Source organism: Serratia sp. 1D1416 (assembly GCF_003641105.1).
Taxonomy (GTDB): domain Bacteria; phylum Pseudomonadota; class Gammaproteobacteria; order Enterobacterales; family Enterobacteriaceae; genus Serratia; species Serratia ficaria.
In genome coordinates this window covers 2,370,977-2,386,245 of sequence record NZ_CP032738.1, presented here as the reverse complement: position 1 = coordinate 2,386,245, position 15,269 = coordinate 2,370,977, and the positions used below count along the sequence as shown (strand labels likewise).

Here is a 15,269-nt window from a genome sequence, read left to right as displayed (position 1 = left end):
CAACGAGACGCTGCTTCGAAATCAGTAAGTCGTCTGTTGAGACTTCTCTGCCTGAATGCGTTGATAGATTTCTTCGCGGTGCACCGACACCTCTTTGGGGGCATTCACACCAATACGCACCTGGTTGCCTTTCACCCCTAGCACTGTGACCGTGACCTCATCGCCAATCATGAGGGTTTCACCAACTCGACGAGTCAGAATTAACATTCTTTGCTCCTTGAAAGATTAAAAGAGTCGGGTCTCTCAGTTTCCCCGTCATTATCCATCATATGTTGTGAAAACGTAAGCCGTGTAAGCCACAATAAGTGTAAGCAGACTTGGTCTCACCTCAGATAATGATAAGTTTAGCCGACCTGAAAAACTTTGTTCCCGCAATTGTAACTACATTGTGTTAGCACAGTATGAAAACGCCATAATCAACAAAGAGTTATGGCGTTTACGCGTGCTATTTATTTATATTCACAGCTTCGAGGCCACCCAGGCTTCTACGCTGTTCAACGCCGCTGGCAGGGCGCTGACATCCGTTCCCCCCGCCTGCGCCATATCAGGGCGCCCACCGCCCTTGCCGCCCACCTGCTGCGCTACGCTGCCGATCAGCTCACCGGCTTTCACCCGGTCAGTCAGATCCTTGGTCACGCCGGCAATCAGGCTAACCTTATCATCAGCGGTGGTCGCCAGCACGATAATGGCCGAACCCAGCTGATTTTTCAGGTCATCTACCATGGTGCGCAGCATTTTCGCCTCAACGTTATCCAGCTGGCTGACCAACAGCTTCACGCCGTTAACCACTTTAGCCTGGCTGGACAAGGACGCGCTTTCCTGCGCCGCCTGTTGATCTTTCAGCTGCTGCAGCTCTTTCTCCAGCACGCGGGTGCGATCCAGCACCGCGCGCACTTTGTCGGTCAGGTTGCTGCTGTCGCCTTTTACCAGCTGCGCAACGTCCTGTAACAGATCGTTTTGCTGATGCAGCGTGGCGATGGCGCCTTCACCGGTCACCGCTTCGATACGGCGAATGCCCGCCGCCGTACCGGATTCGGTCAAGATGCGGAACAGGCCGATATCCCCGGTGCGGCCGGCATGGGTGCCGCCGCACAGCTCGGTGGAAAAATCGCCCATGGTCAGCACGCGCACGTTGTCGTCGTACTTCTCGCCGAACAACGCCATTGCGCCTTTCTCTTTGGCGTCATCCAGCGCCATTACCTCGGTTTGCACCGGCAGGTTGCGACGCACCTGCCGGTTCACCAGGTCTTCTACCGCGCGAATTTGTTCCGGCTTCATCGCCTCGAAGTGCGAGAAATCGAAACGCAGATACTTGTCGTTAACCAGCGAGCCTTTTTGCGCCACGTGGTCGCCCAGCGTCTGGCGCAGCGCGGCGTGCAGCAAGTGGGTCGCCGAGTGGTTCAGGCGAATGCGGTTGCGGCGCGCGGTATCGATCTGCGCATCGACGCGATCTTTCACCTTCAGCGAGCCCTGCGACAGCTTGCCCTGGTGGCCGATAGCCTGGCCGTATTTCTGGGTGTCGCTCACCACAAAGTCAGCGCCGGCGGCTTTCAGCACGCCCTTATCGCCCACCTGGCCGCCGGATTCGCCATAGAATGGCGTCTCGTCCAGCACCACCACCGCCTCTTCGCCGGCGTTGATCTGCTCCACCGGCTGGCCGTCGCGGAACAGCGCGATCACCGTCGCCTGCTGCTCTTCATGATCGTAGCCGCTAAACTGGCTGCTGCCGTCCACGCGGATCATGCTGTTGTAGTCTGCGCCAAAGCCGCTGGACTCACGCGCACGGCGGCGCTGCGCTTCCATCGCCTGCTCGAAGCCGGCTTCGTCGACCTTCAGGCCGCGCTCGCGGCACACGTCGGCGGTCAGATCGACCGGGAAGCCGAAGGTGTCGTACAGGCGGAAGGCGGTTTCGCCGTCCAGGGTATCCCCCTGCAGCTTGGTCAGCTCTTCGTCCAGCAGCGCCAGACCGCGTTCCAGCGTACGGGCAAACTGCTCTTCTTCGGTTTTCAGCACCTGCTCCACCAGCGACTGCTGGCGCTTCAGTTCGTCGGCCGCCGGGCCCATCACTTCGATCAACGGCGCCACCAGCTTGTAGAAGAAGGTGTCTTTCGCGCCCAGCATGTTGCCGTGGCGGATAGCGCGCCGAATGATGCGGCGCAGCACATAGCCGCGGTTTTCGTTCGACGGGATCACGCCGTCCGACACCAGGAAGGCGCAGGAGCGGATATGGTCGGCGATAACGCGCAGGGATTTGTTGTCCAGATCGGTAGCGCCGGTCACTTTCGCCACGGCGGCGATCAGCGTGCGGAACAGGTCGATTTCATAGTTGGAGTTCACGTGTTGCAGCACCGCGGCGATACGCTCCAGGCCCATGCCGGTATCTACCGAAGGCTTCGGCAGCGGCAACATGGTGCCGTCGGACTGACGGTTGAACTGCATGAAGACAATGTTCCAGATCTCAATGTAACGATCGCCGTCTTCTTCCGCGCTGCCCGGAGGGCCGCCCCAGATGTGGTCGCCGTGATCGTAGAAAATCTCGGTGCACGGGCCGCATGGGCCGGTGTCGCCCATCTGCCAGAAGTTGTCGGAGGCAAAGGCCGCGCCTTTGTTGTCGCCGATGCGGATAATGCGCTCGGCCGGCACGCCAATCTGCTTCTGCCAGATGTCGAAGGCTTCGTCATCGGTTTCATAGACGGTGACCCACAGCTTCTCTTTCGGCAGGTTGAACCAGTTTTCCCCGGTCAGCAGCTCCCACGCATAGCTGATGGCGTCGTGTTTGAAATAGTCGCCGAAGCTGAAGTTGCCCAGCATTTCGAAGAAGGTGTGGTGACGTGCGGTATAACCGACGTTCTCCAGATCGTTATGCTTGCCGCCGGCGCGCACGCAGCGCTGCGAGGTAGTGGCTCGGGAATAGGCTCGCTTGTCCAGCCCCAGGAAAACATCTTTAAATTGGTTCATGCCGGCATTGGTAAACAGCAATGTCGGATCATTGTTAGGCACCAGGGAGCTGCTTGCTACAACCTGGTGGCCCTTACTATGAAAGAAATCGAGAAACGCTTGACGGATCTCAGCGGTGCTCTTGCTCATAATTTTCCCGGAAAGGCTAGAATAACGACACATGAACCAGCGGCGCGACATCCTGACGATGGCGGCTAGCTCACGAACAAAAAGTGGGGATAAGATAAATTTTCTTCAGAGGGAAGTAAAACCCCGTGTGCGCTCATTGCGCAAAATCACGGTAAATTGACTGAATTTCTTCCTGGAAGAAGCCGCGATAGAGCAGATAGCGCTGCACTTTGGCTTTCTCTTTCCAGTCGGTCGGCAGCGCGTCGCCAAATTTTCGCTGCGCCACCTGTTTCGCCTGTTCGCACCAGTCGATATCGCATTCCGCCAACGCCGCCTGCACCCGTTCTTTGTCCACGCCTTTCTGCATCAGTTCGGAGCGGATGCGCTGTGCGCCGTATCCTTTACGGCTGCGGCTGCCAATATAGCTGCGGGCAAAGCGCGGGTCATCCAGCCAGTTATGCTGGTAGCAGTAAGCGATAACCTGTTCGATAACGGCGGGGTCGACAGGTTCTTCCGCTACGGGGATGGAGGCATTCGGCGTTTTTCCGCCAAATCTGGCTTTCGCCATAAACGGCTGCGCCGCAAGCTTGCGGCGCAGTTCAGCTTCACTATGATCGCGTTGCGACAGCAGGCGCATGGCGCGGCTTAGCAAGTCATTCATCATTCGAACCTGATTATAGGATGCGTGCGCCCACGCAGGGGGCGCACCATCGTCAGCGATTAAAACTGCTCGCTGGTTTCCGCTTCGTCATCACCGAAGTCTTCATCGGCGGCGGCAACCAGTTCGCCGGTGTTATGCAGCAGCAGATCGCGCAGCTTTTTGTCCAGCTCGGCGGCGATGGCCGGGTTTTCTTTCAGGAAGTTGCAGGCGTTCGCCTTGCCCTGCCCGATTTTCTCGCCGTTGTAGCTGTACCAGGCGCCGGCTTTTTCGATCATCTTGTGCTTCACGCCCAGGTCGACCAGTTCACCGCGGCTGTTGATGCCTTCGCCATACATGATTTGGAATTCGGCCTGTTTGAACGGCGCGGCGATTTTGTTTTTCACCACTTTAACGCGGGTTTCGCTGCCCACCACTTCGTCGCCTTCCTTGATAGCGCCGATACGGCGGATATCCAGGCGAACGGAAGCATAGAATTTCAGGGCGTTACCGCCGGTGGTGGTTTCCGGGTTACCGAACATCACGCCGATCTTCATGCGGATCTGGTTGATGAAAATCAGCAGGGTATTGGCGTTTTTCAGGTTGCCGGCCAGCTTGCGCATCGCCTGACTCATCATACGCGCCGCCAGGCCCATGTGGGAGTCGCCGATTTCACCTTCGATTTCCGCCTTCGGCGTCAGCGCCGCTACGGAGTCGACGATGATGACGTCGACCGCGCCGGAGCGGGTCAGCGCATCGCAAATTTCCAGCGCCTGCTCGCCGGTGTCCGGCTGGGAACACAGCAGGTTGTCGATGTCGACGCCCAGCTTTTTCGCGTAGATAGGATCCAGCGCGTGCTCGGCGTCGATGAACGCACAGGTTTTGCCTTCGCGCTGAGCGGCGGCGATAACCTGCAGGGTCAGGGTCGTTTTACCGGAGGATTCCGGGCCATAGATCTCGACGATGCGGCCCATCGGCAGGCCGCCGGCGCCCAGTGCGATATCGAGTGACAGTGAGCCGGTGGAGATCGTTTCCACGTCCATGGAACGGTCTTCACCCAGACGCATGATGGAGCCTTTGCCGAACTGTTTCTCAATTTGGCCCAGTGCCGCAGCTAACGCCTTTTGCTTGTTCTCATCAATAGCCATTTTTGCTCCTTCGTTTCGCAATGCCGGTGTTACCCCACACTGCCACTGAATGTATGTTGTGCAGGAAATGTCACTAATTATACTGTATGGTCATACAGTATCAAGACTAATTTTACAAAAATTCCTCAATGGCGGTCTGCAGCGCGAAAATCGTCGCCTGAAGCCGCACCGCATCGCGATCGCCGGCAAACTGCATCTTGCGCGCCAGCACCCGGCCGGCACCGTCGGCGAAGCCGAACCACACCGTGCCCACCGGCTTTTCCGCGCTGCCGCCTTCCGGGCCGGCAATGCCGCTCACCGAAAGCGCCAGATCGGCCTTCGCCGCATGCAGCGCCCCCACCGCCATCTCGCGCACCACGGCTTCGCTGACCGCGCCGTGGGCCGTCAACGTCGCTTCCGCCACCCCCAGCAAATCGTGCTTGGCCGCATTGCTGTAGGTGACGAAACCGCGATCGAAATAAGCGGAGCTGCCGGCGATGTCGGTGATGGCCTTGGCGATGCCGCCGCCGGTGCAGGATTCCGCGCAGGTGATCCAGCGGCCGTCGGCCTTCAATTTTTCCCCCGCCAGCACGCTGAGTTGACGCAGTTGGCTTTCACTCATGACCCCTCCTTCGCGAATCAGGTATATGCGCCCGATAGTAGCATTTATCAAGCCGGCCTGAAGAACCGCCGTCAGAAATGCGCGGCGCCTCGCGGGCGATGCGGTTTTAAGCGCCTGACCAAACTGCTAGTATCAGGGAAAGCGTTCCGCAAGGGAGGGGGCGCGTCAACACAGGGAATATCACGGAGGCTGCGCGCCGGCGGCGGCGGCCTCGAGGCGCATCAGACCGAGATTAGGATGATAGAGTGAAAAAAACGTTAGGCGTATTCTTTCCGTTGTACACCACCACCCTGCTGTTGCTGCTGGGTTCCGGCTTGCTCACCACCTACGTTTCGCTGCGCCTGACCTCTATCCACGTCAGCGGCGCTCTGATCGGCGCCATCATCGCCGCCAACTACATCGGTTTGGTGATCGGCGGCAAGGTCGGCCATTTCCTGATCGCCCGCGTCGGGCATATCCGCGCTTACGTCGCCTGCGCCGGCATCATTACCGCCGCCGTGCTGGGCCACGGCCTGACGGACTATATTCCTGTCTGGGTGGTGCTGCGCCTGATTATCGGCCTGTGCATGATGTGCCAGTTTATGGTGCTGGAAAGCTGGCTGAACGACCAGTCGGAGTCCGACCAGCGCGGCCTGGTGTTCGGCTTCTACATGGCGGCCACCTACCTCGGCATGTCGCTGGGCCAGGTAGTCCTGATGCTGCAGAGCAACCTGGGCATCACCACCCTGCTGGTGATCGCGCTGTGCTTCGCCCTGTGCCTGGTGCCCATCGCCCTCACCACCCGCACCAACGCCCGCCACATGTCGCCGGCGCCGATGGAGCTGCGCTACTTTGTCGGCGCCATTCCCAAGGTGCTGGCCACCACGCTGGTGATCGGCATGGTGGTGGGGTCGTTTTACGGTCTGGCGCCGGTTTACGCCAGCCTGCAAACGCTGACCACCCAGCAGACCGGCCTGTTTATGGCGATTTCGATTTTTGCCGGGCTGGTGGCGCAGTTCCCGCTCAGCTGGCTGTCGGACCGCTATAACCGCACCTTGCTGATGCGCATCAACGCCATTTTGCTGATCGTGGCGGCGCTGCCGCTGGCGCTGGTGCCGCATATCGATTTCCCGGTGTTGCTGGCGGTGGGCTTTGTCGTCAGCATGCTGCAATTCACGCTCTATCCGCTGGTGGTGGCGCTGGCCAACGACCTGATCGAACCGGAGCGCCGCGTCTCGCTGGCCGCCTGTTTGCTGATGGCGTTCGGCGTCGGCGCCAGCATCGGGCCGCTGGCGGTGGGCGCGCTGATCCAGCCGCTGGGCGGCAATATTCTGTATGCGTTCTTCGCGTTGTGCGGGGTGCTGCTGGTGACCTTCAGCCGCACGGTCAAGGAAGACGAATCGCAGTTTGTGCAGGATGCGCCGGTGCCGCATATTCCGCTGCCGGACAGCCTGACCAGTTCGCCGCTGTCGCCGGCGCTTAACCCGACCTTCGATGAGCAGATCATCCACGACACCATGCCGCCGCCGGAGGCCGCGCCCGATCCGGAAGAACCCCCGGCGCCTGAAGAAGCGGAAAGCGCCGAATTGCCGCCTCAGGGCGCCGATCCCGATGACGATACCGGTCTGAAAAAGGCGCACGCCATGCTGTAAGCCGCGTCACAGATCCCGGAAAGAACCCAGGCGATAACCGCGTTCGGCGATCGCCTGTTTCAGCGTCGGCGAGGTCAGTACGTCCACCTCGGCGAGCCGCGGATAACAATACTTGCTCGCCAGTATCGTGCGGTCGAGAAATGCCGGATGGCACATCATTTCTACCGAATCCGCGCCCTGTTGATCGGCGCGCGCCAGCGCCTGCAGGAACAGCGCCTCGGAGATGGCTTCGCCATAGAAACCGGAATCGAAGGCGGCGGTGCTGCGCGGATAACGCAGCGGAATGCCGCGCTGCCGCGCCTCCTCGCGCCCGATGCGCAAAGGAAGCGCCCTGGCCTCGGCAAACGCCTCCACCAGCGGATAAATTTGCGGCAGCATGTGCGCATGGTGGTGGCTGTCGATATGCGTCGGCGGTTTGCCGAACAGCGCGATAAACCGCTCGAACTGGCACTGCAGCTCCAGCCGAATTTCCTCCAACGCCAGCGGGCCCGCTTCGGCTTTGGCCCACAGCCATTTGCCCAGTTCGCCCCGCTCGTTGACCAGCGAGGCCATGGCGCTCAGCGGGCGGCCGTGGGTCAACACGAAATGCAGGCCGATCGGCAACGCCGGATATTGCCGGCTGAGCGCCGCCGCATGCTCCGCGCCCTCCCCATTCACCATCGCGGTGGTCGAAGAAACAACCCCGTAGTGAAACGCCTCGATAACGCCATAGTTTTGGCCCTTGCTCAGACCAAAATCATCGGCATTCACTATCAGCAATTTTTCCATTTAGCTACCCGTTTAACCCATTTTCGGCATGGGAATGCCGTCCGTCAGACGCGGCATTCCCCTTGGTTTAGGCACAGCGACTTATTGCATCAGGCGAAGGGCGGCCTGAAGCTGTGCGGCGTGTCGGCGTTAATGCTGATCGGGAGCGGCCCTAAATAGGGCCGTAGAACTTTTTTCGGTAATTGCCCGGGGTCACGTCGGTGAGCCGTTTAAAGTTTTTAATGAACAGGCTCACGTCGCCGTAGCCGGAGTCGAAAGCGATGTCGGACACCGAAGCGTTGGTGACCTCAAGCTGCGTTTTGGCGAAGTTGATGCGGATTTCATTAATCACCTGCATCGGCGTCTTATGGTAATAACGGCGCATCGCGCGAGTCAGATATTCCTGCGTTTTCCCCGACAGTTCGACCATATTCAGCAACGCCTTTTCGCCAAACATCGTTTTATCGTGCATGCCCGTCAGGGTGTTTTTCAGCCACTGGGGGATCGCCTCCCCTTCGTCGGACTCTTCCTTGTAGTGACGGATGCGGCTGATGACATAAAAGGTCAGGGTTTCCAGAAATTCGGCGAAGTCATCCTCGCGAAACTGCGGCGAGCCGACCACCGACTCGATGTAGGCCAAAAACTCGCTCCTCAGGCTATAGGCCTGCGACGCGACGAAGCAACGCGGCAGCTGCTGCAGATAATGCTCTTCGAAGAAGGCCTTGCTGACCGCCACGTTGAAGATTTTCGCCGCGCCGAACTCATAAAAGCTCTGATGATGCGAACCTATCGGAATGAAGACGAAGTCCCCGCGCTCCAGCAGCACCCGCTTGCCGTTGATCTCCTGGTAGCATTTGCCGCTCAGGACGATGGTGAACTCGTAGTAATCATGCTGGTGCAGCCCAGTGGCGCTCTCCACCTTGTTATAGATAAACAGATGAAAGTCTTTGCAGTTGAAAAAATCCTGCTCGCGAATCAGCTTCACGTCGTTCGCATTCAGCGAAACCAGGTTATCAGACACAGCGTGCGCTCCCCGTTAATCAAAACCGTTTTGCCTGGCCGTCTCGGCGAACCAGTAACCGCTCTTTTTGATGGTGCGCCGCTGGCTCGCCAGCTCCAGCCGCACCAGCCCATAGCGATTCTTGTAGGCGTTCAGCCAGGACCAGCAATCGATAAAGGTCCATAAATGGTAGCCTTTGCAGTTCGAACCTTCTTGCAACGCCCGGTGCAGCCATTGCAAATGATCGCGGATGAAATCGATGCGATAATCGTCCGCCACCCGGCCATCGGCGCCGATGAAGGCCTCTTCCCCCTCGACCCCCATGCCGTTCTCCGAAATATAACAGGGCACATTGCCGTAGTTCTCTTTCAAATCCATCAGAATGTCGTACAGCCCCTTTTCATAAATTTCCCAGCCGCGGTGCGGGTTGATTTTGCGGCCCGGCATCTCGTAGTAACTGAACAGATCTTCCGGCAGCGCGACCGGATCCTCAGGCCGATAGCCCTCTTTCGCCATGACCCTGCGCGGCTGATAGTAATTGACGCCCAGCAGATCCACCGTGCCGGCGGCGATCAGCTGCGCGTCCTGCGGTTGGCAGTGCGGCAGCAGCCCGTGCCGTTCCAGCAGTGCCAGCAGCGCCGCCGGATAGCGCCCTTTGGTAACCGGATCGAGGAAGCTTTTGTTGAGCAGCAGATCGGCATGGTGCGCGGCCTGCCGATCTTCCTTCGAGTCCGAGCGCGGGTAGGTCGGGCTCAGGTTCAGAATAATCCCGATCGTCCCCGGCAGCCCCAGCGCCCGGTAATGGCTGACCGCCAGCGCGTGCGCCAGCAGGCTGTGGTAAGCCACCGTCACCGCCCGTTTGAAATCCACCACGCAGGGATAGTGCAGGTCGTTGAGGTAACCGGCTTCAACCGGCACGATCGGTTCGTTGAAGGTAAACCAGTGAGTCACCCGATCGCCGAACAGGCGGAAACAGATCCCGGCATAGCGGCCATAGGCCTCGACCACCTCCCGGCTTTCCCAACCGCCTCGTTGCTGCATGCACCAGGGCATATCGAAATGATAGAGGTTGATAAAGGGAGCAATGCCCTGCGCCAGCAGGCCGTCGATCAGCTGATTGTAAAAAGCCACCGCCTGCGGATTTACCTCGCCGTCGCCGTCCGGGATCAGTCGGGACCAGGAGAGGGAGGTTCTGAAGCTGTTGTGGCCCAGGGTTTTCAACAAACCGATGTCGTCGCGGAAACGATCATAAAAAGTCGAGGTTTCGGCGGGCCCCACCCGGCGATGAAATCGCTCGGGAGCTGTCTCGTACCAGTAGTCGAAGACGTTGCGGCTCTTGCCGCCCCGTGCGGCCGCGCCTTCAGACTGCGGCGCGGAAGTGGCGCTTCCCCACCAAAAATCATCGGCAAATTGATAATTCATCCACGCATCCTCAAGCGGGGCGGCAGCGTCGCCCCGCGCTGACAGTTAGAATTTCAGCGCCCTGGCGATGTCTTCTTCGCTTTCGGTCGCCTCATCGATCTGGCTCTGCGCCTTGTTGGAGATCATCACGAACGGCAGGTAAATCACGGTGGCCACCGCCAGGTTGAAGAAGCTCAGCAACATGGCGACGATGCTGCCGTTGGTGTTGAAGAACGCGCCAAGCCCGACCGGCATGGTCCAGGGAGCGATATTGGTGATCGGCGGGATCAGCCCGGTGTAGTACGCCAGCGTGGTGATGATGGTCAATACCGGCTGCACCAGAATGAACGGGATAAACATCACCGGGTTCATGATCACCGGCAGGCCGAACAGAATGGGTTCGTTGATCTGGAAGATGCCCGACGGCGTAGCCAGCTTGGCCACCTGGCGATAGTCTTCCCGGCGCGAGGCGATGAAGATGGCGATGATCAGCCCCAGCGTCGAACCGATGCCGCCCAGATAAATATAGGAATCGACGAACGGCTTGGCCCACATGTGGAACTCTTTGCCGGCGGCCACCGCGGCCTCGACCGAACCGTACTTGTTGTACAGCTCGACGTTTTCCAGCGCGAACGGCGTCATGATGCCGCTGTCCAGCGCCGCCAGCGCCATCGAGCCGTGCACCCCGAAGAACCACAGCAGCGAGGAGAACATCACGTACACCCAGCCCACCACGCTGCCCATCTTCGCCAGCGGCGCCGAGATGCTGTCCATGATGATCTGGTGGAAGTTGGTGCCCCACAGCTGCAGGCAGTAGGCGATCACCCCCATAATGGAGAGGATGACAAAGCCGGGGATCAGCGCCGAGAACGAGCGCGAGACCGAGGCCGGCACGCTGTCCGGCAAGCTGATCACCCAGTTGCGCCGCACGATAAAGGTGAACATCTCGGCGACCGCCAGGCCGATCACCATACCGGAGATAATGTTGGCGCCGCCCAGCCAGTTGGCGCCGACCGCATAGGCTTCACCCACGCTGAACGGCGTCACGGTCATGAAAGCCGCCACCGCCAGCAGCGCGGCCGCCAGCGGATCGACCTTGCGCTCTTCCGCCAGCGCCATGCCGATAAAGAACGGCGTCATCAGCGACATAATGCCCAGCGTACCGTTGTAGACGCTGCCGCCGATGCTCTTCAGCCCGTTCAGCGTTTCAATGGTGGAAGCGTCGAGGCGCACCCCCAACGAAAAGAAGAAGGAGCCTTCGCCAAAACTCAGAAACACGTTGTTGATCAACACGAACATCGCGCCGGTCAGCGTCAGCGGCATCAAGCGGATAAAGCCGTTTTTGATGGCGTTGACGTGGGGCTGCTTGCCGATTTTGACGGCAAAAGGCAGTATCACCTTCTCAAGCGAGGCAATTAAGGTATTCACGGCGGCCCCCTTACTGGTTGGCTTTCTTGATGGCGGCAACCGCCGCCTTCAGCACGCCCAGGCCATCGACCTTGCCGTACAGAAGAGGATCAATCACTTCAACGGGCTTGTTCGGCAACTGTTTTTGCACTTCCGGCAACGTATAGGCTATCTGCGGCCCCAGCAGGATTAAATCCGCCTCAACCCCTTTTTCCGCGGCCAGCGCCTCCGGATAGGCGGCGATGATCACCGGCACTTCGTATTTCTCGGCCTGCGCTTTCATTTTTGAAACCAGCAGGGAAGTGGACATACCGGCAGAACAAAACAGATAGATTTTTTTCTTTTCCATACCAAGCACCTCAAGATAATCAAAAAAACCCCATGTCATTTGTATGCCAGATGCAATCACGATTGCCTCACGCACATTCCTTATGAAATTTCCGTTACGTTGCCCTGGTTACCGCCAGTATACGGAGGCGCGGCAGCGGACCGGTAAGCCATCGGCCACTGGAATCGTCTATCCTTGACCTGCCGGATTGACCCTCTTCACAATTCACATAAAAAAATAGTGTGACCCAGCTCTCAAATGCCCTATTAAAATCAAAAACAATCAACAGAAATAGAGAAATTACAATTATAAACAACACGTTAAAAACACATAGTATATTTATGGGTTAAATGCGCTTGATACGCGGCCATCAGCCAAGGAATGTTTAACAATAGTGCGCCCTTGATTAGGCGATGTCATCGCGAGCGGCGAATGCGCCCAGAAGGAAAGAGGCCGATGCGGGGGACGATTTCAAGCGGATCGCCTGCGGGGTGGCGGCGCGCGGCGCCGATATGAAAACGGCTCTCCGCCGATCGCCGGGCTGACCGGGAACCTGCAAAGAGCCGTTATGGCGGGGCAAAATGCGGCGTTATCCCGTTACCCGGGGAGCCTCGCCTTATTCTTATTTATCAAACACAAACTGGATATGATCATCGTCCAGGTACTTGATATCCACCTCGCAGCCTTTCTGCACCTTCGAGGAGTAAAAGGCGGGGATGGTCTCTTTGCCTTCAACCTGCTTGGTGACGCCGTTTTCATGCCATGACAGCCGGTATTTTATGTTGGTGGTGCCGTTATCATTGGCGCTGAGGTAGCGAACCTCCTCCACCCGCGCCTGCACGTCCCGCCCCTGCGACTGGATCTTATGGTCGCGTTGGAAAAGATAGGCAATATAGGCGATGGCGCCGGCAAAAAGAATAATGGAAATAATGATCGCAAACTTCATCGATGCGTCCCTCACATAAACATTGTCATACCATAGACCGATGCCATCATTTGTCCATACTGCGCCAGAGCGCTGGCAAATGACGCCCGCCCTTCGCTGGTTGCAAGATCAAAGGCCGTTTTATCGAACTTCATATTGGTCAAGCCTATTTTCCCTCCAGCCGTTACGCTCATCGAAAATCCTTCCGTAACGACTTTCGCCGCGGTGAAATCAAAAGAAAACATCGAAGCGGTCTCTTTGTGATCTTTGTATTCAAAAGCATGCGGCGTCTTGATGCTCACCTTTTCCGCACTGTCGATGGTGATCATTTTCGGCGAGGTGATAGATACGCCACCTTTGACCTTCTGGGTCCAGGTGCCCTGAATATCAGTATCCACGTTCTTGGTCACGGTTTGAGTCAGGTTTCCCTGAAGTTCGTCTTTGACGTCCTGGGTGACGACATTATGACGATTCCCGTCCACTTTGTCATAGCGATCCCCGGTGAGGAAAGCATCCATCCCGGCGCCATATTTGCGGGTCACCTTTTCCGAAACGTGGTGTTCCTCTTCTCCGATCGTCTCGGCGTAGCGTTTTCCCTTCACCTTCACCGTTTCCCCGCCGCTGGTAATATCCGATGTTCGCCCGTTGGTGATGGTGACCTTCTCGCCGTCTTTAAAGGTCTTGGTTTCCGGCTTGTCGACCGTGGTGGTGCGCGTGCCGTGGAACAGGAAGGTGGCGTTGCCGAACACCTCATCCTTCTGCTCTTTTTGGATCGTAGTGGTGCGGTTGCCGTCCACCGCCACCGTTTTATCGTTCTCCACCGAGATATTCATGTCTTTTTCGGCGTGCAGCTGCACCATCTCCGAGCCGGCTTTATCTTCAAAGAACAGATGGCTGGAATTGTCGCTGTGGCCGTCTTTGGAGCGCGTCATAAAGCCCATCATGGTCGCGCCGGCCGGCAGCGTCCACGGCGGCATGCTGGCTTCGTTGTACACCCGGCCGGTGACCATCGGGCGATCCGGGTCGCCGTTGATGAAGTCGATCACCACCTCATCCCCGACGCGCGGGATCTGCACGCCGCCAAAGCCCTGCCCGGCCCAGGCGCTGGAAACGCGCACCCAGCTGGAGCTGGTTTCATCGCCTTTCGCCAAGCGATCCCAATGGAACTTCACCTTCACCCGGCCGTATTTATCGGTCCAGATGGATTCCCCCTGCGGCCCCACCACCCGCGCGGTCTGCGGGCCGTGGGTGCGCGGCCATGGCGTGCGCTGCGCGGAACGGAACGGCGTGCTGGCCGGGATCACCACGAAATCGATGCGGTGCACGGCATCTTCTCCGCCGCTGGCGTAGCTGTTCTCCTGCAGCGCGTAGCGCGCGCTCAGGACCAGGTATTCCCCGCCGTCGCTGACAAACGGCGGATTGAGCAGCGTAAAGGTGCAGCCCGGCACGATGCCCAGCGCGGTGGCGGTGGCGTCGATGCGTTGATGCTCCGCCTGCCACTCCTCCTGGCGCACCCGAGCGTAAAATTCGCCGTGGCTGTGCTCCACAAAGTGCCCGGGCCAGTCGTAGTAATCAATCTGGCCCGGCGAGGGGGAGGTCGGATTCTGCCGCGCCTGGAACAGCCAGGCGTTAGGCTTGCGGAAATCATAGTCGTCGATGCTGTAGATCCCCGGCGTCACCCGCTCGGATATCGCCCACTGGCCGATCCCCTCTTCACCGGTGCTGCCGCCGGAAGGGGTGGCGTGGTAAGGGATGCCTTCATAACCGCTGAACGGCTGATGCTGCTGGGGCCCGTCATACAGCACCAGCGTATGTTGATCCGCCTGGTGGCGGAAGAAGAAGTAGATCCCCTCCAGCTCCATCAGGCGCGAAATAAAGTCGTAGCTGCTCTCCTGGTATTGCACGCAATATTCCCAGCTGCGATAGCTGCCGGTGAGCTTGCTCTCCAGCTGCACGCCGTACTCGCCAAGCACCGTTTTCAAGATGTCCGGCACGCTCTGGTTCTGGAAAATGCGCTGGTTGCGGTCCCGCTTCAGCGGCCACAGATCCGACTCCATGGTCAGCGTATAAACCGCGTAGCGCTCGCCGTTAATGTCGGCGCTGTGCACGTTGACCGAGGTGATTTTACCGTTGAGATGGCGCGGGGCGGCCAACAATCCCTGGGTGGGGATCGTCAGGGTAATCGGCTGCCCCAGCATGGCCCGCCGATCGAGACGGGCGTCGGTGCTGAGCAGCGTCACGCTCAGCTCGAACGAGCGCGATACCGCCTCCGTTCCCTCCAGCTTCCAGAATTTCAGTGTTCCCTCGCCCGCCGGCGTGGTTACCGTGATACGGTTTAACATGGCTTCTCCCCCGAACTAAGATTGCATTATGTCGTG

The 15,269-nt window shown here is 58.7% G+C and carries 13 protein-coding genes; 1 reads left to right on the top strand and 12 read right to left on the bottom strand.

Annotated features, from left to right (window positions below; translation table 11 throughout):
- Window positions 1-21: 21 nt before the first annotated feature.
- From csrA to pncC, 5 genes are all read right to left on the bottom strand, one after another.
- Window positions 22-207 carry a carbon storage regulator CsrA gene (gene csrA, locus D7I37_RS11210; RefSeq protein ID WP_004091602.1) on the bottom strand — a complete coding sequence of 62 codons (186 nt, stop codon included), beginning with the start codon at window positions 205-207 and terminating at the stop codon, window positions 22-24.
- Between the two features lie 252 nt (window positions 208-459).
- Window positions 460-3,087 (bottom strand): alanine--tRNA ligase, encoded by a 2,628-nt coding sequence (gene alaS / locus D7I37_RS11205; RefSeq protein WP_129543686.1) that lies wholly within the window; start codon window positions 3,085-3,087, stop codon window positions 460-462.
- A gap of 133 nt (window positions 3,088-3,220) precedes the next feature.
- Entirely contained in the window at window positions 3,221-3,727 is a 507-nt protein-coding gene (gene recX, locus D7I37_RS11200; RefSeq protein ID WP_061795079.1) for a recombination regulator RecX, read from the bottom strand.
- Between the two features lie 59 nt (window positions 3,728-3,786).
- Complete coding sequence (gene recA / locus D7I37_RS11195; protein WP_061795048.1) at window positions 3,787-4,851, bottom strand: recombinase RecA; 1,065 nt, start codon at window positions 4,849-4,851, stop codon at window positions 3,787-3,789.
- A gap of 112 nt (window positions 4,852-4,963) precedes the next feature.
- Window positions 4,964-5,452 carry a nicotinamide-nucleotide amidase gene (pncC, locus tag D7I37_RS11190; protein WP_095095814.1) on the bottom strand — a complete coding sequence of 163 codons (489 nt, stop codon included), beginning with the start codon at window positions 5,450-5,452 and terminating at the stop codon, window positions 4,964-4,966.
- A 245-nt stretch (window positions 5,453-5,697) separates the two neighbouring features.
- Here pncC and D7I37_RS11185 point away from each other — a divergent pair, with 245 nt between their 5' ends.
- Complete coding sequence (locus tag D7I37_RS11185) at window positions 5,698-7,083, top strand: MFS transporter (RefSeq protein WP_061795046.1); 1,386 nt, start codon at window positions 5,698-5,700, stop codon at window positions 7,081-7,083.
- Window positions 7,084-7,089: 6 nt separating this feature from the next.
- Here D7I37_RS11185 and chbG read toward each other — a convergent pair whose 3' ends face one another.
- The 7 genes from chbG to D7I37_RS11150 all read right to left on the bottom strand — a co-directional run bounded on the left by chbG (window position 7,090) and on the right by D7I37_RS11150 (window position 15,233).
- On the bottom strand, window positions 7,090-7,851 hold the full coding sequence (chbG, locus tag D7I37_RS11180) for a chitin disaccharide deacetylase (RefSeq protein ID WP_129543685.1): 762 nt from the start codon (window positions 7,849-7,851) through the stop codon (window positions 7,090-7,092).
- Window positions 7,852-8,002: 151 nt separating this feature from the next.
- Entirely contained in the window at window positions 8,003-8,851 is an 849-nt protein-coding gene (gene chbR / locus D7I37_RS11175; protein WP_061795044.1) for a transcriptional regulator ChbR, read from the bottom strand.
- Window positions 8,852-8,866: 15 nt separating this feature from the next.
- Window positions 8,867-10,252, bottom strand: coding sequence for a glycoside hydrolase family 1 protein (locus D7I37_RS11170; RefSeq protein ID WP_061795043.1), 1,386 nt, complete (start codon window positions 10,250-10,252; stop codon window positions 8,867-8,869).
- Window positions 10,253-10,297: 45 nt separating this feature from the next.
- On the bottom strand, window positions 10,298-11,659 hold the full coding sequence (chbC, locus tag D7I37_RS11165) for a PTS N,N'-diacetylchitobiose transporter subunit IIC (RefSeq protein WP_129543684.1): 1,362 nt from the start codon (window positions 11,657-11,659) through the stop codon (window positions 10,298-10,300).
- A 10-nt stretch (window positions 11,660-11,669) separates the two neighbouring features.
- The gene (locus D7I37_RS11160; RefSeq protein WP_004932561.1) at window positions 11,670-11,987 is read right to left on the bottom strand and encodes a PTS sugar transporter subunit IIB; all 318 of its coding nucleotides are present in this window, start codon (window positions 11,985-11,987) and stop codon (window positions 11,670-11,672) included.
- A 601-nt stretch (window positions 11,988-12,588) separates the two neighbouring features.
- Entirely contained in the window at window positions 12,589-12,912 is a 324-nt protein-coding gene (locus tag D7I37_RS11155) for a hypothetical protein (protein ID WP_061795041.1), read from the bottom strand.
- A gap of 11 nt (window positions 12,913-12,923) precedes the next feature.
- Window positions 12,924-15,233 carry a type VI secretion system Vgr family protein gene (locus D7I37_RS11150; protein WP_061795040.1) on the bottom strand — a complete coding sequence of 770 codons (2,310 nt, stop codon included), beginning with the start codon at window positions 15,231-15,233 and terminating at the stop codon, window positions 12,924-12,926.
- Window positions 15,234-15,269 lie beyond the last annotated feature (36 nt).

Bases quoted from the DNA above. Each gene is read 5' to 3' on its own strand.
- csrA (WP_004091602.1), bottom strand. From the start codon at position 207: ATGTTAATTCTGACTCGTCGAGTTGGTGAAACCCTCATGATTGGCGAT.
- alaS (WP_129543686.1), bottom strand. From the start codon at position 3,087: ATGAGCAAGAGCACCGCTGAGATCCGTCAAGCGTTTCTCGATTTCTTT.
- recX (WP_061795079.1), bottom strand. From the start codon at position 3,727: ATGAATGACTTGCTAAGCCGCGCCATGCGCCTGCTGTCGCAACGCGAT.
- recA (WP_061795048.1), bottom strand. From the start codon at position 4,851: ATGGCTATTGATGAGAACAAGCAAAAGGCGTTAGCTGCGGCACTGGGC.
- pncC (WP_095095814.1), bottom strand. From the start codon at position 5,452: ATGAGTGAAAGCCAACTGCGTCAACTCAGCGTGCTGGCGGGGGAAAAA.
- chbG (WP_129543685.1), bottom strand. From the start codon at position 7,851: ATGGAAAAATTGCTGATAGTGAATGCCGATGATTTTGGTCTGAGCAAG.
- D7I37_RS11170 (WP_061795043.1), bottom strand. From the start codon at position 10,252: ATGAATTATCAATTTGCCGATGATTTTTGGTGGGGAAGCGCCACTTCC.
- D7I37_RS11160 (WP_004932561.1), bottom strand. From the start codon at position 11,987: ATGGAAAAGAAAAAAATCTATCTGTTTTGTTCTGCCGGTATGTCCACT.
- D7I37_RS11155 (WP_061795041.1), bottom strand. From the start codon at position 12,912: ATGAAGTTTGCGATCATTATTTCCATTATTCTTTTTGCCGGCGCCATC.
- D7I37_RS11150 (WP_061795040.1), bottom strand. From the start codon at position 15,233: ATGTTAAACCGTATCACGGTAACCACGCCGGCGGGCGAGGGAACACTG.